The sequence below is a fragment of the Phyllobacterium phragmitis genome (genome assembly GCF_002980495.1).
Taxonomy (GTDB): Bacteria; Pseudomonadota; Alphaproteobacteria; order Rhizobiales; family Rhizobiaceae; genus Paramesorhizobium; species Paramesorhizobium phragmitis.
The window spans coordinates 89,042-105,576 of sequence record NZ_PVBR01000018.1; the positions used below are offsets into that span (position 1 = coordinate 89,042).

The window sequence follows — 16,535 nt, forward strand, 5'->3', positions numbered from 1 at the left end:
GTCAGTTGTTGCCGTTGTTGAACATCTGAGCGTTGCCGGGCTGGTAGCCGGTGCCGGGTGTCAGAAACCGCTCACGCTGGATGCGGCCCTGTTCGGCGGCGGTCGCGCGCTCGGCCTCGGTCAGCGCGTCGGCGCGGCCGTTCGCCGAGATGAGCGCGATCAGGTCGGAAAGCTGCTGCGACTGGAGGGCGAGAAGCTGGTTGCCGGCCTGCGTCGCCTGCAATGCCCCGGTCGCGCCCTGACTCTGGCCGACAAGCGCGGCCATCTCGGCGCGGTTGCTGTCGATATTGCCGACCGCCCCCGCCTGCACGCGCATGGCGTCCTGCAAGCCGCCGACCGTGTTCTCCCAACGGCCGCGCGCGTCGGCGACCAGTTGGGCGTCGGTCGCCGAAAGCGAGACATTGCCGTATTGCTTCTGGAACGCTTGGTCGATCTGCCCGACCTCGAACGCGATGTTCTGCGCCTGCCCCAAAAGCTGCTGCGTGCGCTGGACGCTCTGCTGAATCTGCTGGAGCGAGGAATGCGGCAGGCTCGCAAGGTTACGGGCCTGATTGATGAGCATCTGCGCTTCGTTCTGGAGCGAAGTGATCTGGTTGTTGATCTGCTCCAGCGTCCGCGCGGCGGTGAGCAGGTTTTGCGCGTAGTTGGTCGGGTCATAGACGATGCGGCCGAAGCCGAATTGCGCATGGGCCGGGCTTGCGAACATGGGCGAAAGCGCGAGCGGCGCGGCGAGCATCGTCGCCGCCATGAAAATGGCGCGCGAGGGGGAACGACGAATGGTCATGGTTGAGACTCCTTTTCGGGCTGGGGGATGAGATTGGTGAGGTTCGGGATCAGGTCGGCCGCCCAATCGACGCCGCGCTCGCGCAGCCAAGCGGCGAGGAAGCCGTCGCGGCCGTGTTCGGCGACGATCTGCGCAATGAGCGTCTGATCCGATTTGGCGGATGCGGCGCAGAGCGCGAGGCCGACTTCGGACAGGCCAAGCTCGAACAGGCGATTGCCCCTGCGGCTTTGGCAGTAATAATCCCGCTTGGGCGTGGCCCGTGCGAGGATTTCGATCTGGCGGTCATTGAGGCCGAAGCGGCGATAGATGGCCGTGATCTGCGGTTCGATGGCCCGCTCGTTTGGCAGCAAGAGCCGTGTTGGGCAGCTTTCGATGATGGCAGGCGCGATGTTGCTGCCGTCAATGTCGGACAGGCTTTGCGTGGCGAAGATAACGCTGGCGTTCTTCTTGCGCAGCGTTTTCAGCCATTCGCGGAGCTGGCCGGCAAACCCCTCGTCGTCCAGCGCAAGCCAACCCTCGTCGATGATGAGCAGCGTAGGCCGCCCGTCGAGCCGGTCGCCGATACGATGGAACAGATAGGCGAGCACCGCCGGGGCCGCGCCGGTCCCGACCAACCCCTCGATCTCGAAGGCTTGCACGTCTGCCGAGCCGAGATGTTCCGCCTCGGCGTCGAGCAGCCGGCCATAGGCACCGCCGACGCAGAACGGCCGGAGCGCCTGTTTCAGATCGTTGGATTGTAGCAGGACCGAAAGGCCGGTGATCGTGCGTTCCTCGACCGGCGCGGACGCCAGCGAGGTCAGCGCCGTCCAAAGATGCTCCTTCACCTCGGGCGTGATCGACAGCCCCTCGCGCATGAGGATGGCGGCAATCCAGTCCGCCGCCCATGCGCGTTCATAGGTGTCGTGGATGCGGGCAAGCGGCTGGAGCGAGACGGACGCCTCGTCTCCTTCTGTCAGTCCACCGCCGAGGTCGTGCCAGTCGCCGTCCATAGCGAGCGACGCGGCGCGGATGCTGCCGCCGAAGTCAAAGGCGAAGACTTGGCTAGCCTCATAGCGGCGGAACTGGAGCGCCATAAGCGCGAGCAGCACGGATTTACCCGCGCCCGTGGGGCCGACGACAAGGGTATGCCCCACGTCGCCGACATGAAGGGAAAACCGGAACGGGGTGGAGCCTTCGGTCCTAGCGTAGAGCAATGGAGCGTCGCCGAAATGCTCGTCCCGTTCCGGCCCCGCCCACACCGCCGAAAGCGGGATCATGTGGGCGAGATTCAAAGTGCTGATGGGCGGCTGGCGGACATTCGCGTAGGCGTGTCCGGGCAGGCTGCCGAGCCATGCGTCAACCGAGTTGACGCTCTCGGCCATGGCGGTGAAGTCGCGGCCCTGAACGATCTTCTCGACCAGGCGCAGCTTCTCGTCGGCTATGCGCGAGTCGGCATCCCAAACGGTGACGGTCGCCGTGACGTAGGCCATGCCCGCCACGTCCGCGCCGAGTTCCTGCAACGCCATGTCGGCGTCGAGCGCCTTGTTGGCGGCATCGGTGTCCACAAGGGCGGACGCCTCGTTCGTCATTACCTCTTTCAGAATCGCTGCGACGGATTTGCGCTTGGCGAACCATTGCCGCCTGATCTTGGTCAGCAGCCGGGTCGCATCGGTCTTGTCCATGAGGATGGCGCGCGTGCTCCACCTGTAGGGGAACGGCAGGCGGTTCATCTCGTCGAGCAGGCCCGGCGTCGTCGCAGTCGGGAATCCCACGATGGTCAGGACGCGCAGATGCGCGTCGCCAAGGCGGGGCTCCAGCCCGCCGGTTAAAGGCTGGTCGGCAAGCAGCGCGTCGAGGTGCATGGGCACCTCGGGCACGCGCACGCGATGCCGGTTGGTCGAGATGGTGGAATGGAGATAGGTGAGCGTCGCGCCGTCATCCAACCAACGGCACTCCGGCATGAAGCCGTCGAGCAAGGCCAGCACGCGGTCGGTGCGGTCGATGAAACCGCGCAGCAGCTCCCACGGGTTTACCCCCGATTGCTCGCGGCCCTCATAGAGCCAGCTTTCCGCCCGCGCCGCCTCCTCGGCAGGTGGCAACCAGAGAAAGGTCAGGAAATAGCCGGACACGAAATGCGTGCCCGCTTCCTCGAAACCGGCTTTGCGCTCCGCATCGACCAGCGCCGATGCGGGATCGGGAAACATGCTGTCGGGATAGGTCGCGGCTTCGCTGCGCTGTGCCTCGACGAAAATACTCCAGCCGGAGCCGAGACGGCGCATGGCGTTGTTGATGCGGCCGGCGACGGCGACCAGCTCGGCGGCGACAGCGGAATCCAGATCGGGACCGCGAAACTTCGCGGTGCGCTGGAATGAGCCGTCCTTGTTCAAGACAACGCCGGAGCCGACCAGTGCCGCCCATGGCAGATAGTCGGCGAGCCGGGTGGTGGTGCGGCGGTATTCGGCAAGGTTCATCATCGACGCGCCTCCCTCAAACCGCCAGATGACCGGGGATGCGCAGATGCCGCCGCCCGACCTCGACAAAGAGGGGATCGCGCTTTGCCGCCCACACGGCCGCGAAATGGCCGATTGCCCAGATGGCGATGCCGACCAGCCAGAGGCGCAGGCCGAGGCCTACGGCCCCGGCCAGCGTTCCGTTCATGATGGCGATGGCGCGCGGTGCGCCGCCGAGCAGGATATGCTCAGTCAGCGCCCGGTGGACCGGGATTGAAAATCCCGGCACCGCGTCGAGTTGTTCAAGGCCGCCCGCCATCAGATGAGCGCCCCGCCGCCGAACGAGAAGAACGACAGGAAGAAGCTCGACGCCGCGAAGGCGATGGACAGGCCGAACACAATCTGGATCAGCTTGCGAAAGCCGCCGCCCGTATCGCCGAAGGCCAAAGTCAGGCCGGTCACGATGATGATGATTACGGCGATGATCTTGGCGACCGGCCCCTCGATGGACTGGAGGATGCTTTGGAGCGGTGCTTCCCACGGCATCGACGAACCGGACGCATGGGCGGCCGGGGCGAGCATGAAGCTGATGACAAGGGTGAATGCGGCGGTCGCGGCGAAGCGATAGCCGCGCGAAATCGTGCGGATCATGAAGATTCTCCTGTGTTGGTGGGGATTGCCGAAGGGATGGGATGCGTGATGCGATAGTCGCCGTCCGGCCCCAGCCCTCCGACGCGGGCAAGCTCGGCAAGCCGACGCGCGGAACCGCGCCCGGAAAGGACGGCAACAAGGTCGATTGTCTCGGCGATCAGGGCGCGCGGGACAGTGACGACAGCCTCTTGGATGAGTTGTTCAAGACGGCGCAGCGCGCCGATGCCTGTTCCGGCATGGATGGTGCCGATGCCGCCCGGATGGCCGGTTCCCCACGCTTTCAGAAGGTCGAGGGCTTCCGATCCGCGCACCTCGCCGATGGGGATGCGGTCGGGGCGCAGGCGCAGCGAGGAACGGACCAGATCGGAAAGCGTCGCCACGCCGTCTTTCGTCCGCATGGCGACAAGGTTGGGCGCGGTGCATTGCAGCTCGCGCGTGTCCTCGATGATGACGACGCGATCCGCCGTCTTCGCCACCTCGGCGAGCAGCGCGTTGGTCAGCGTCGTCTTGCCGGTGCTGGTGCCGCCCGCCACCAAGATATTGGCGCGGGAATGGACAGCGGCGTGCAGCGTATCCGCCTGATCGGCAGACATGATGCCCGCCGCCACATAGTCGTCGAGCGTGAACACCGCGACGGCGGGCTTGCGGATGGCAAAGGTCGGGGCGGCGACCACGGGCGGCAATAGCCCTTCAAACCGCTCCCCGCTCTCGGGCAGTTCGGCCGAGACGCGGGGGCTGCGGGCATGAACCTCCGCGCCGACATGATGCGCGACCAGCCGCACGATGCGTTCGCCATCGGCGGCGGACAGGCGTTCGCCCGTGTCGGACAGCCCTTCGGACAGGCGGTCGATCCACAACCGACCGTCCGGGTTCAGCATCACCTCGACCACGGCCGGGTCTTCGAGCAATCGGGCAATGGCCGGGCCGAGCGCGGTGCGCAACATGCGCGCGCCACGCGCAATGGCTTCCGGTTTTTGGTGGTTGGTGGTCATGTCGGCCCCGTTTCTTCATGGGGCGCGACAGGCGATCCCCGGATCGGGGTCGATTAAGAGAGACCGAAATCCGGTCGGTTCAACAAGTATCTAGCTCTGTGCGGTGATCGGCGGCGAACGGCGGTAAATAGGATGGGTCCGAATACTCATTCTTGATCGCTGTTGCTCTCGGACTCGTCCGGCAACGGATCGTCGGGAAGTGAGTCGAGGTCACGCGACAGCTCCTTGAGGAACCTGTCGCCCGTCGCCAGACGCCGGCCGAGATTTTGCATGAAGCCCTCGAACCGCTCCGCGCCTTTGACACGGGCTGCGGATTGTGTGGCTCCCGTAAGCGGCGGCGTGATGGTCATCCAGAAATGGATGAACTGCGCGACCGTCTCGCCGAGGACGGCGAGATCTAGGTCGAGCGTGTCGATCTGGCGGCCGAGCTTGTCCATGCGGCGCGACATGGCGGCTTCAAGCTGGTCGTCGGCATCGCCGGACAGGTAGGACATGACAGCCGCCTCGACGATGGCGGATTTCGAGACATTGCGGCGCAGCGCCACCGAGCGGCGCAACGCCATCGCCTCGATCTGCGGAATGAGCGCAGGGTCGAAATAGATATTCAGGCGGATGCGTGTGGTCATGGGCGTGTCCTCAAAGGTCGATTCCGTCATCGGGATTCAATGCAACCTGTCGCGCCACCATCCTCATGCGCTGGCGCATGGCGCGGGCCTTGGCCGCGTCAACATCCGGCTCGTCGTCCAGAAACTCGAACTCCTGTTCGGGCGACGGCGGAGTGGCGACGATTTCCTCATGCTCGGGCAATTCCGGCTCGCGGCGGATGCCGGCATTGGCCGGATCGCCGTCGGCCGCGTCTGCGGCGACCGTCGCGGAACGGCTTTCCGCCGTGACCACGCGGCCGGACCAGTCATCGGCGGATGGGCTGGGCGCCAGCGGAGCGGCGACCAGATCGGGCGGGGTCAGGATGCGTTCCTGAAACCGCGCATCCTCGAAATAGCGGGCCTTGGTCGCGCGGATCGGCGGCGTGCCTGCGACCATGACGATTTCATTGGTGGGCGGAAGCTGCATGATTTCGCCCGGCGTGAGCAGCGGCCGCGCCGTCTCCTGCCGTGACACCATCAAGTGACCTAACCACGGGGCTAGGCGGTGCCCTGCGTAGTTGGTGGAGTCGCGCAGCTCGGTCGCGGTGCCTAATGCGTCTGAAACGCGCTTGGCCGTCCTTTCGTCGTTCGTGGCGAAGCTGACGCGGACGTGGCAGTTGTCGAGGATCGCGTTGTTCGGCCCATAGGCGCGCTCGATCTGGTTGAGACTCTGCGCGATCAGGAAGCCTTTGATTCCATACCCCGCCATGAAGGCGAGCGCCGATTCAAAGAAGTCGAGCCGGCCAAGCGCCGGAAACTCGTCCAGCATCAACAGCAGCCGATGACGCTTGCCGGAGGTGGTCAATTCCTCGGTCAACCGCCTGCCGATCTGGTTGAGGATCAGGCGAATAAGCGGCTTAGTGCGGTTTATGTCGGATGGCGGCACGACCAGATAGAGCGTGACGGGCTGGCGGCTGCCGACCAGATCGGCAATGCGCCAGTCGCACCGCGCCGTCACGCGCGCCACCACGGGATCGCGGTAGAGGCCGAGAAACGACATGGCGGTGGAGAGCACGCCCGACCGTTCGTTCTCGGATTTGTTCAACAGCTCGCGGGCCGATGACGCGATGACGGGATGAACGCCGGCCTCGCCGAGATGCGGCGTGTCCATCATCGCGCGCAAGGTCGCCTCGACCGGGCGGCGCGGATCGGACAGGAAGTTGGCGACGCCCGCCAGAGTCTTGTCTTTCTCCGCATAGAGAACATGCAGGATCGCGCCGACCAGAAGCGAATGGCTGGTCTTTTCCCAATGGTTGCGCTTGTCGAGGCTGCCTTCGGGATCGACCAGAATATCCGCGATATTCTGCACGTCGCGGACTTCCCATTCCCCTTGCCGCACCTCAAGCAGCGGGTTGTAGGCCGACGATTTTGCATTGGTCGGATCGAACAGCAGGACGCGGCCGTGCTTCGCGCGAAAGCCCGCTGTCAGCGTCCAGTTCTCTCCCTTTATGTCGTGGACAATGGCGGATGCCGGCCATGTCAGCAGCGTCGGCACCACCAGCCCGACACCTTTGCCGCTGCGCGTCGGGGCGAAGCATAGGACATGCTCGGGACCGTCATGGCGCAGATAGTCCCGGTCGTATCGGCCGAGCAGGACGCCATCGGGGCCGAGCAATCCGGCCGCGCGGATTTCCCGGTCCTCTGCCCATCGCGCCGATCCGTAGGTGGCGACGTTGCGCGCCTCCCGTGCCCGGATGATCGACATGAGGATGGCGGCGGCAATGGCAAGGAAGCCGCCCGATACGGCGATGATGCCGCCCTCGACGAAGATCGCGGGCGCGTAGGCGTCGAAGGAAAACCACCACCAGAAGAAGGCCGGCGGGTAGTAGATCGGCAGGCCCGCCAGCTCGAACCATGGATTGCCAAGCTGGGGCTGGAAGCCAAGGCGGAACGCTACCCATTGCGTCGCCGCCCACGTCATCACCAGAACGATGGTGAAGACTACGGCGATCTGACCCCAAAGGATTCGGCCTCCGCGCAATGCAGGCTCCAGTCGGTAAAAGAGACGGAGCCGATCAGAGAATTGGCAAAATCGGGACGGGCAACAAGAAAGAGGATGCCGGAGGGCTGCCGGATACTATCGGCGGCAAATAGGACGGGTTGGGTTCACCGCCATCCGGCCGGATGATCGCCGCTGCGCAACTGGCCGGGCGAATCGCCGCGACGCCTCATATTGTTTGCAAGGTTGAGCAGGTTTTTCAGCGCGGCGCTGCGATTGAACGGCGACCAGACGGCGGTAAAGGCAACCGGCTCTGGTTCATCGGCAAAAGGTAGGAAGGTGATACCGGTCGTCGGTAGCAGCGCCGTGGCCGCGCTGACGATGGTGATGCCGAAGCCCTGTCCGACCATGGACAGCAGCGCGCCGCGCCCCACGTCGAAACGCAGGATCGACGGCGCGGGCCAGCGTCCGGCATGGCGCAGAACGATATGGTCGTGGACTTGCGGACCAGTGCCGCCATAGCGGACTAGAAAGGTCTCGCCCATCAGATCAACCCATGTGATTGCCGATTGCCCGGCAAGGCGATGCCCCTCCTGTAGCACCGCCACCAGCGGTTCGGTCCAGACCGGGCGGGAGTGGCAGTCGGGCAGCTCGGGCGTGCCCGCAACGAACGCCACGTCCAGCCGGTCGGCGCGAAGCTGCATGACCGCATCCCGGGCCGTGCCTTCGGTGATTTCGACCTCAATGCCGGGATGGTTTTCGCGATACTGCCCGATCAGATCGGCGAGGAAGCTGCCGGGGATCAGGGCATGGATGCCGATGCGCAGGCGACCCCATTTTCCCGCCGCCGCCATGCCTGCGGTCTTCACCGCATGGTCGAGCTGATCGACGCCGGCAGCGACGCGCTCGATGAAGTGTCGTCCGGCCTCGGTCAGTCTGACGCCGCGTACGTGCCGCTCGAACAGGAGGACGCCAAGGTCTTCTTCCAGCGCCTTCACTCGGGCGCTGACGCTGGACTGCGCCACGCCGAGCGCATTGGCTGCATGACGGAAGTTCAGATATTCGGCGACGGCAAGCGTCTGGATCAGCGACGCCATGGGAATGCGCGATCCTAGCGGAGTCGGCATCCCCCACTGACGGTCGATCATTGATGCTGAATGTCGCCGCCGCCGCATCGCTATTCATCTCGCGTGGGCGAAATGCTTCTGACGCAGGACAGCGAAGCTCAAAATCGACAGCGACCATGCGCATACCAAAGCATAGAGCATTACCCAGCCAACTCCCTGTGCAAGCGCCTGCTCGGCAACCGGCTTGGCGATCCCCGACGCTTCTGCCGCGAGCAGATTCCCAGCCGCGATGGTTTCGCCAAGAGCGTGCGCAGCATCGCTTTCTTGACCCGATTCCACGAGGCTTGCCCGAATACCGCGAAGGAGAATGAAACCCATCAGCGCAATGTTGATGGCGAGCGCGATCATCCTCACGCTCATGTCCATGCCTGATCCCATTCCGGCCCGGTCGGCCGGGACCGAAGCCGTAGCGGTGTTGGCGACAGGCGTATTCATCAGCCCGACGCCAGTGCCGGCGAGAACGCAGCCGGGCAGCATCGTCAACCAGCCGGGAAACTCGCTCATCGCGCCAAGACGCATAAGAAGGAAGCCCGCCCCGATGACGAACAGGCCGAGCGGAAGAACGATCACGGGGCCGTGGCGCGACAGCATCCTCTCGCCGAAGGGCGGCGCGACCAGCGTCGGCAGAGTGTAGGCGAGAAGCGCGAAACCCGCTGTCACGCTATCGTAGCCAAGGCCAGCCTGAAACCAGATTGGCAGGTAGATCACGAAAGGCCAGAAGCTGGAGTTCATGCCGGCCGCACCAAGTAGCGCGCCGGAGAATGTCGGGATGCGCAGGGTGCCAAAGTCGAACATCGGTCGGGGCACCTTCATTTCGACAATGACGAACACGAAAAAGCTGGCCGCGCCGAGGACCGCCACCCCCAGCCCAACCAGATCGTCAAGCCGCAACGCCCGTCCACGCGTAATCAGATACACAAGGCAGAAAACCGCCAGCGACAGCATGACGATCCCGGCAATGTCGATACGGATGGCATTGGGATCGGAGGATTCGGCGATGGCGAAACGTGCGAGCAGAAGCGCGACGACTGCCAGCGGGACATGGGCGAGGAACACCCACTCCCAACTGATGAAAGCGACCGTCACCCCGCCGATCAACGGGCCGAAGCCGAGGCCAGCGCCGAAGACGATCCCCCACGAACTAAACGCCATTCCGCGATCCGGCGAGTCACGGAATTGATGAGAGAGCACCGCGATCTGGCAGGCGAGCAACGCTGCGCCTCCGATACCCTGAACGACGCGAGCGGCAATCAGGATCGGTGCATTCGTCGCCAATCCGCAAGCGAGTGATGAGATACCGAAGACCACGCCCGCCATGAAGACACGCTTGCGTCCGAAGCGATCCGCCAGAGCGCCGGACGCCATAAGGCAGGCTGTCATCGCAATGGTATAGGCGTTCATGATCCATTGGAGCTGCTGAAAGTCAGCGGGAAGGACGTGCTCCAAGGTCGGAAGGATGGCCGGGATGCTGGAGATTTCCAGACCGACCATCAATGCGGAGAGACAGACGGCGGCGAGCGCCAATGTGTTCCGGTTGGTTATATTCCCCGCCATCGCGCCCGGCCTCGCCTTGTCCTGCTACCGCGAGATGCGCCGAGTGCCTGTCGTGCGATTGTTCCGCCGAGCGGACACCTCTAACGGCCGGCGGCGATCCCCATGGCAAGGTGCCGCCCCTTCGGATATAATGCAATTCCATGACTATCTATTTCAGTGATAACGGATTCGGATGAATTGGATGGTGACGCTCGATGTCGATGGCGTTCGCGCCTTCCTGATGATCGCCGATCATCGCAGTTTCACCCGTGCGGCAGAGGCGCTGGGTGTCACCCAAGCGGCGGTCAGCGTGAAACTGAAACGGCTTGAAGATCGCCTCGGGCAACGGCTGGTCGAGCGGACGCCCCGACAGGTTCGACTTTCTGCCCAAGGGGAAGTTTTCCTCCCATCGGCGCGTGAATTTCTGGCGGCCCACGAGAGAGCTATTGAAAGCCTGTCGGGGAACCGCCGTCATTTTCGACTCGGGATTGCCAGTCATGTCATGGGGCCGGAAGTGCCTTCGCTGTTGGCGCGACTGAAATCCCTTGATCCGGGGCTTACCATCGAAGTTCGGCTCGATGCTTCCGGTCCCCTTCTCGACGCTTTCGATAGCGGGCAGTTGGATGCGGTCATCATTCGCAGCAATGATGACCGGCGGGATGGTGAAATTCTCGGGCCGGAGCTTTTCGGTTGGTTCGCTTCTCCAGCTTTTTCGTGTCGCGCTGATGAACCGCTGCCGCTGGCAGGATTGTCGTCATGCTGTGCTGTGCGCGATGTTGCGATGCGCCTGCTCGAACGTGCGTCGATCCGATGGACCGAGGTGTTCGTCGGCGAAACGGCAGCCACGGCAGCCGCGCTTTCGGCGGGGCTGGCGATTTCTCCGTTCCCTAGACGGCTCGCGCCCGCCGATGCCGTCGATGTCGGCGAGGTCTTTGGATTGCCAGCGTTGCCGTCCTTCTCGCTCGTTCTGCACTCATCGCTTTCCGACCAGAGGACAAAGGAGTCGCTGCGAGCGATCACGGTGGTCTTTCGCGAGCATCGCAGAGTAAGCGATACCCCGAAGCGCCTTGCATGACGCCCTGACCTCGCGGTCGATGACCAGCCGCCATGGGACAAGATTGCAGAGAAAATCAGTCTGCGCGGACCGACCGCCCCATGTCACTTGCGAGCGTAAGCAGGTTGCGGAGTGCGACGCTGCGATTGAACGGCGACCAGACGGCTGTAAAGGCAACCGGCTCCGGTTCATCGAGGAAGGGCAGGAAGACGATGCCGGTCGTCGGCAACAATGACGTGGCCTCGCCGACGATGGTGATGCCGAAGCCTTGTCCGACCATAGATAGCAGCGTGCCGCGCCCCACATCAAAGCGCAGGATCGACGGTGCGGGCCAACGCCCGGCAAGGCGCAGCACGATATGGTCCTGGACCTGCGGGCCGGTGCCACCATAGCGAACAATGAAAGTCTCGCCGATCAGGTCGGACCAAGTGATTGCGGACTGCCCGGCGAGGCGATGCCCATCCGATAGCACGGCCACCAGCGGTTCGGTCCAGATCGGTCGGGTATGGCAGTCGGGCATCTCGGGCTTGCCCGCGACGAACGCCACGTCGAGCTGGTCAGCACGAAGCTGCATCACCGCATCGCGGGCCGTGCCTTCGGTGATCTTGACCTCAATGCCAGTATGGGCTTCCCGATAATGACGGATCAGCTCCGTGAGAAAGCTGCGTGGGATCAAGGCATGGATGCCGATGCGAAGCCGTCCGCATTCTCCTTGAGCTGTCATGCCGGCGGTCTTCACCGCGTGATCGAGTTGATCGACACCCGCCGTGACACGCTCCATGAAGTGCCTGCCTGCGTCTGTTAGCCGAACGCCCCGCGCATGGCGCTCAAACAGCAGGACACCAAGGTTATCCTCCAGCGCTTTCACACGCGCGCTGACGCTCGACTGGCTGACGCCGAGTGCCTTGGCCGCATGCCGAAAATTCAGATGCTCGGCGACGGCGATGAACTGAACAAGGGAAATGAGCGGTATCCTGCCAGACAGGATACCGCCATTCACGAGGTTTCGATGGTTAGTGCGCCGCATCGGAGCGGGCCTGCTACCAGTCGTCGGTTAGACGACTGGCGACTTCTCGGTGGCAGTCCCACGGAGCCGAAGGAGCACCAGCCCCAACGACACCAGCACTGCCATCGCCGTGGCGTAACAGATCACGGGCCACGCTGTGTCACCGTTTAACAGCGTCACCGCCAATGTCCCGACAATGCTGACTATCAGGCTTTGAACGCAGAAGTAGAACGCGACCGCTGATCCTGCGATGTCGTCGAACTCTGCCAAAGCGCCGTTCGCGGTAACCGACACCGTGAAGACAATACCGATCGCGACAACCCACATCGGCAAGATGAAGCTGAGAAATGACGGCGATCCGAAAAGTTCGCCGATCCCCAACAGGGCCGCACCGCAAACGAGCAGTGCCATCCCGCGCGTCACGCATCCCGCGATGCCCCATCTGGCGACAAAGGATTTCGCGAAACGGGTTGTCACGATCATTACAAGTGCGACAGTGGCGAAAGCAAAGCTGAATCCGATCTCGGAATATTCCGCTTGGCCTATGAGTACACGGGGAGCCGTAGAGAAGAAGACGAAGAAGGTGCCCATACCGGCGCTAAAGCCGACAGTGTAAACCCAAAAAGCCGGACTCGCGAAGATCGGCAAAACAGATCGGCGCGTCTTCGCTTGATCCAGAGGGCGGGTTTCGTGCCACCTGAAACCCGCATTTAGAAGTGCGAGCATCGCCAGTATAGCCAAAGTAATGAATATCGCCTGCCATCCCAAGAACTCGCCGATCAACGCTCCGGCGATAGGGCCGAGCGCAGGCACGAACGCCAGCATCGAACTGAAAAGGCCGTAGATGACGACACCCTCAGGACGATTGGCATAAACGTCGCGAACCGTCGCGAACGTTGCCACCAGCATGGCCGACGCCCCCACTGCTTGAAGCAGACGGAAAGCGACAAAGGCTGGTGCAGTTGAAGAGCAAGCTGCTCCCAGAGACGCAATGACGAAAGCCGTTGCGCCCGCAAGTAGAATTGGCCGTCGCCCGATGCCGTCTGAGAGCGGACCAAAAACCACCTGGCCCACGCCGAGCATCACCATATAGAGGCTCAACGTGAGTTGGATCATGGCGGGCGTCGTGTTCAGGATGCCGGGCATCGCTGGAACGACGGGGAGATAAATATCCATCGCCAGTGAAGCGAGGATGTCGAAGGGAGCCATCAGCAGCAGTGCTGCCGGCAGCGTATAGGCCCACGCGGGGCGTGTGGTGGTCATGACGAATCAACCGCTCGATTAAGGAATACCGGGCGACGTCTGCTCGTCAGCAATCAGATGAGACTAGCCTTACAGAGCGCCGCAACAACAATACTGGTTGTTGCGGCTTACTTGTCTGCTGACTTGGAATTTCCCATCTGATCACTCCACGCTTACGAATATGAATAGATACCTCTTATCCAATTATCTTTTGCTTCGCAATGCGGCATGGGCGCCCTCAGCGTTCCAGCCCCCTCTGCCGCCCCACCTGCCACGACACCGATCCGCCCTGCACAAGACCCATGACCTCACGGCCGAGGTGGCGGTCGATGACCGGCCGCCACGGGACAAGCGTGAACTCATGGGATTTCTCGACAACGGCGAACTTGCCACTCGATAGTTGCACCGTCCCGGTGAACTTCCCGCTGACATTCTCGCCGTCCGTAGCGGCGCGAAACGGCAGCGCCTTGCTCTCGGCCATCTCCGCGCCGACGCGCGCGACTTCGCGCCCGCGCAGGGTGGCGAGAAGGCTGCGCCGATAGAAGATGCGGCTGTCCCGGCTGCGGGTGGCGTCGCCCTGTTCGATATGATGCTCGCGGCGCTGGTCCATGGCCTCGCGCACTTGCTGGCCGAAGCCGGTCGGCGCAAGGTCGGCCGTCTCGCCATGGATCAGCCGCCGGTCCAGCCAGGTCGCGCCGTCCGATCCGATCTGCTTGCCTAGATCGACAGGGGAAAGGACGCGAACGCTAGCCTGCCGGTCGCGGCCGGCGTCATAGGTAGCGGCGCGGCTCTCGAAATCCTCGGGGATGCGCCATTGGTCGGCGTCGACCCGCTCGACGATCCCGGCCCGGCGTAGCGCCTCCAGCCGGCGCACATGGGCATCGACATAGCCCTCATAGTCGCCGCCCGGAACGCGGCCCTCGAACTTGGCCTGCTCCTGATGGCGGCTCGGCCGATAGATGCCGTCCTCTGCAATGGCGGTAATGGTGCGGTCGGACGGCCGGGCTGCCGCCTCGGCCGGGCCGATCTGGACAACGCTGCCGATACGGGCGTCCTCCAGCCGCTCGGGCGCGATACCGGCGATGTGATGCGTCCGCCCGTCGATCCCGTCCACTACGATTGTCAGGTTCTCGCCCAACTCGTCGGACAGGTGCTTGTCCACGACGCGCCCGACGATGGGCGTCTCGGGCGCTCCGTCATGGATTTGAAAGCTCATGGGATCGCGTTCGCCGCCATGCGGGCCGAGCGCCTTCTGCATGGTGCGGATAATGTCGCCACGCTCGCCTAGCTCGCGCAGGGCTGGCTCCATGTCCTTGCTCAATTCCCAAACGCCGGGCGCGTGCTCGGTCGCCAGCCCCATCTTCTCCAGCTTGCCGAGACGGCGCAGGCGTAGCGTCCGCTCGAACTGCCGCCTCGGCTCTGCCGGTTCATGGCGCAAGTCGAGGAAACGGGCATCGGCTTCCTCGGCCATGGCGCGGTCGATGCGGGTGAAACGGTCTTGGTCGATTTCGGCGGACAGCTTGCGGGTCTGCTCGATCTCGGTGACGGGGCCGAGTTCCAGACTGGCAAGCTCGCTGGCCCGTTCGCGCAGGCCGGCGGAAAGATAATCGCCGTTGATGACTAGATCCCCGCCCATATCGTCGCGGCCGTTGACGATGATATGCACATGGGGATGGCCGGTGTTGTAGTGGTTCACCGCAACCCAATCGAGCTTGGTGCCAAGGTCGGCTTCCACCTGTTTCATGAAATCGCGGGTGTAGGCCGTGAGGTCCGATAGCTCCGCGCCATCCTCGGGCGAGACGATGAACCTGAATTGGTGGCGGTCGTCCTTGCCGCGATCAAGGAAGGCGTCGCCATCGGCGCGGCCCTCGGTCGCCGAATAGAGCCGGCCCCGCTCGCCGTCGCGCGAGGTTCCGTCACGCTGCACATAGCGCAGATGCGCGCGGGCACGGCCGCCCTTCCATGCGGCCCTGACGCTGCGCTGCTTGACGATGACGCGGCGGCTGCCCGGCTGGCGATGATGCCAATGGCCGGAGATATTGCGGGCGCGCACGAAGCTCGCGCCCCGGCCGCGCTTCACGCCCTTGCCGCTGGCGACCACGGCACGGGACCGGCCCGGCGATGACGGGCGGGCGGATGATGGCATGGAAGGATCGCGGGAGGCCGCTGCCTGATGCTGCCGGGTGATCTTCTTGACCTGCGTGAAAAAGCTCTTGGTCCTGCCGGCCTTCGGCGTGTCGGATCGGATGCGGCCGGGCTTCGGACGGAAGCGGTTTTCGTCGTCGGCGCTCAAGGGCGCGACTCCAGCCCAAACCGCCGGAAAACGGCCGATATGGGCCTCTGGTGCCGCTCGAAACCCAGCAAAGCCAAGGCTTTGCGCGAAACCGTAGCACGCGGCCCCTCAAAACCATGGTGCCGGAATCGGCAGCCTAACCAGTGTGCAGACAACAACATTTTCCAGAAGCGGCCCGACATGGTGCCGTCTTCTTTAATCTTGCCCTCCGCCCTTTCTGTCTTTTCTGCCCCTCCTGCCGGGCGCAAACCTGCCCGACCGGATGCCGAAACCAGCGCCGCCGAGCGCGGGAACGCCGCCCTCATGGCGTTCCCCCATCGCTGGCGCTCGCCACGAAAATGCTGCCGTCCTGCGGCTCCGCTCGGGCGGGATCGCGCGCCGGAACGGCAGCGCGGCCGTCGCCTGTTTGCACCTCGGACGGCGGCGACAGCCCGCGTGTCGGCCGGGCGCATGACAAACAGCGGTGCCTCGCGCCAATCGGGCGGCGGTGCCGGTGGTTGCGACGGCGCATCCGATGGAGCTGCATCGCCAAGGATCGGGGCGAGCGCGGCGATATAGGCGCGTGTCTCGGCGGGAAGCGGTCGGCCCGTCGCGCGGTGCTCGTCATAGCGGCCGGGGCCGGCGTTATAGGCCGCAAGCATCGCACCGACATTGCCGTAGCGGTCGAACATCTCGCGCAGATAGGCCGTGCCTGCGAGGATGTTGTCGCGCGGGTGTGCGCCAGGAGGCGGGGTGGGAACCCGCATAAGCTGGTGACGATCCTGTGGGGTGAAAGGCCCCACGCCCGTCGTAGCACAGTGCGATGGGACAAGCAGAGGGATGAGGAAACCCATGTGCCTAT

13 protein-coding genes and 2 pseudogenes are annotated in these 16,535 nt (G+C 64.0%); 1 reads left to right on the plus strand and 14 read right to left on the minus strand.

The window, feature by feature from the left end:
- Window position 1: 1 nt before the first annotated feature.
- From trbJ to C5748_RS20645, 9 genes are all read right to left on the minus strand, one after another.
- A complete protein-coding gene (gene trbJ, locus C5748_RS20605; protein ID WP_105743837.1) occupies window positions 2-784 on the minus strand; it encodes a P-type conjugative transfer protein TrbJ in 783 nt (260 codons plus the stop codon).
- A complete protein-coding gene (gene trbE / locus C5748_RS20610; RefSeq protein WP_105743839.1) occupies window positions 781-3,237 on the minus strand; it encodes a conjugal transfer protein TrbE in 2,457 nt (818 codons plus the stop codon). Before trbE ends, trbJ begins: the two co-directional genes overlap by 4 nt.
- Before the next feature lie 13 nt (window positions 3,238-3,250).
- Window positions 3,251-3,532 carry a VirB3 family type IV secretion system protein gene (locus C5748_RS20615; protein WP_105743841.1) on the minus strand — a complete coding sequence of 94 codons (282 nt, stop codon included), beginning with the start codon at window positions 3,530-3,532 and terminating at the stop codon, window positions 3,251-3,253.
- Window positions 3,532-3,864 (minus strand): TrbC/VirB2 family type IV secretion system protein, encoded by a 333-nt coding sequence (locus tag C5748_RS20620; protein WP_105743843.1) that lies wholly within the window; start codon window positions 3,862-3,864, stop codon window positions 3,532-3,534. Before C5748_RS20620 ends, C5748_RS20615 begins: the two co-directional genes overlap by 1 nt.
- Window positions 3,861-4,856 carry a P-type conjugative transfer ATPase TrbB gene (gene trbB, locus C5748_RS20625; protein WP_105743845.1) on the minus strand — a complete coding sequence of 332 codons (996 nt, stop codon included), beginning with the start codon at window positions 4,854-4,856 and terminating at the stop codon, window positions 3,861-3,863. The genes C5748_RS20620 and trbB overlap by 4 nt, the downstream gene beginning before the upstream one ends.
- 146 nt (window positions 4,857-5,002) lie before the next feature.
- On the minus strand, window positions 5,003-5,482 hold the full coding sequence (locus C5748_RS20630) for a CopG family transcriptional regulator (RefSeq protein ID WP_199194858.1): 480 nt from the start codon (window positions 5,480-5,482) through the stop codon (window positions 5,003-5,005).
- A 10-nt stretch (window positions 5,483-5,492) separates the two neighbouring features.
- Entirely contained in the window at window positions 5,493-7,481 is a 1,989-nt protein-coding gene (locus tag C5748_RS20635) for a conjugal transfer protein TraG (protein WP_105743849.1), read from the minus strand.
- Between the two features lie 125 nt (window positions 7,482-7,606).
- On the minus strand, window positions 7,607-8,536 hold the full coding sequence (locus tag C5748_RS20640) for a LysR family transcriptional regulator (RefSeq protein ID WP_199194859.1): 930 nt from the start codon (window positions 8,534-8,536) through the stop codon (window positions 7,607-7,609).
- A gap of 84 nt (window positions 8,537-8,620) precedes the next feature.
- A complete protein-coding gene (locus tag C5748_RS20645; protein WP_105743851.1) occupies window positions 8,621-10,120 on the minus strand; it encodes an MFS transporter in 1,500 nt (499 codons plus the stop codon).
- Window positions 10,121-10,301: 181 nt separating this feature from the next.
- On the opposite strand from C5748_RS20645, the gene C5748_RS20650 reads away from it, so the two are divergent.
- Window positions 10,302-11,174 (plus strand): LysR family transcriptional regulator, encoded by an 873-nt coding sequence (locus C5748_RS20650; protein ID WP_199194860.1) that lies wholly within the window; start codon window positions 10,302-10,304, stop codon window positions 11,172-11,174.
- A gap of 55 nt (window positions 11,175-11,229) precedes the next feature.
- On the opposite strand, the gene C5748_RS20655 is transcribed toward C5748_RS20650, so the two are convergent.
- From C5748_RS20655 to C5748_RS29255, 5 genes and pseudogenes are all read right to left on the minus strand, one after another.
- Entirely contained in the window at window positions 11,230-12,180 is a 951-nt protein-coding gene (locus C5748_RS20655; RefSeq protein ID WP_105743855.1) for a LysR family transcriptional regulator, read from the minus strand.
- A 27-nt stretch (window positions 12,181-12,207) separates the two neighbouring features.
- Complete coding sequence (floR, locus tag C5748_RS20660) at window positions 12,208-13,422, minus strand: chloramphenicol/florfenicol efflux MFS transporter FloR (protein WP_105743857.1); 1,215 nt, start codon at window positions 13,420-13,422, stop codon at window positions 12,208-12,210.
- A gap of 217 nt (window positions 13,423-13,639) precedes the next feature.
- Window positions 13,640-15,037, minus strand: a complete 1,398-nt coding sequence (locus C5748_RS29345) for a DUF3363 domain-containing protein (RefSeq protein ID WP_425350283.1) — start codon at window positions 15,035-15,037, stop codon at window positions 13,640-13,642.
- 9 nt (window positions 15,038-15,046) lie between these two features.
- A pseudogene (locus C5748_RS29530) lies at window positions 15,047-15,547 on the minus strand (relaxase/mobilization nuclease domain-containing protein); the annotation flags it as partial.
- 448 nt (window positions 15,548-15,995) lie between these two features.
- Window positions 15,996-16,407 (minus strand): annotated as a pseudogene (locus C5748_RS29255) (lytic transglycosylase domain-containing protein); the annotation flags it as partial.
- Window positions 16,408-16,535: the final 128 nt, after the last annotated feature.

What these genes read in the sequence shown, in the direction of transcription:
- floR (WP_105743857.1), bottom strand. Translation starts at nt 13,422, where the DNA reads ATGACCACCACACGCCCCGCGTGGGCCTATACGCTGCCGGCAGCACTG.
- C5748_RS20620 (WP_105743843.1), bottom strand. Translation starts at nt 3,864, where the DNA reads ATGATCCGCACGATTTCGCGCGGCTATCGCTTCGCCGCGACCGCCGCA.
- trbB (WP_105743845.1), bottom strand. Translation starts at nt 4,856, where the DNA reads ATGACCACCAACCACCAAAAACCGGAAGCCATTGCGCGTGGCGCGCGC.
- C5748_RS20615 (WP_105743841.1), bottom strand. Translation starts at nt 3,532, where the DNA reads ATGGCGGGCGGCCTTGAACAACTCGACGCGGTGCCGGGATTTTCAATC.
- trbE (WP_105743839.1), bottom strand. Translation starts at nt 3,237, where the DNA reads ATGATGAACCTTGCCGAATACCGCCGCACCACCACCCGGCTCGCCGAC.
- C5748_RS20650 (WP_199194860.1), top strand. Translation starts at nt 10,302, where the DNA reads ATGGTGACGCTCGATGTCGATGGCGTTCGCGCCTTCCTGATGATCGCC.
- C5748_RS20645 (WP_105743851.1), bottom strand. Translation starts at nt 10,120, where the DNA reads ATGGCGGGGAATATAACCAACCGGAACACATTGGCGCTCGCCGCCGTC.
- trbJ (WP_105743837.1), bottom strand. Translation starts at nt 784, where the DNA reads ATGACCATTCGTCGTTCCCCCTCGCGCGCCATTTTCATGGCGGCGACG.
- C5748_RS20630 (WP_199194858.1), bottom strand. Translation starts at nt 5,482, where the DNA reads ATGACCACACGCATCCGCCTGAATATCTATTTCGACCCTGCGCTCATT.
- C5748_RS20640 (WP_199194859.1), bottom strand. Translation starts at nt 8,536, where the DNA reads ATGGCGTCGCTGATCCAGACGCTTGCCGTCGCCGAATATCTGAACTTC.
- C5748_RS29345 (WP_425350283.1), bottom strand. Translation starts at nt 15,037, where the DNA reads ATGGGCGGGGATCTAGTCATCAACGGCGATTATCTTTCCGCCGGCCTG.
- C5748_RS20655 (WP_105743855.1), bottom strand. Translation starts at nt 12,180, where the DNA reads ATGCGGCGCACTAACCATCGAAACCTCGTGAATGGCGGTATCCTGTCT.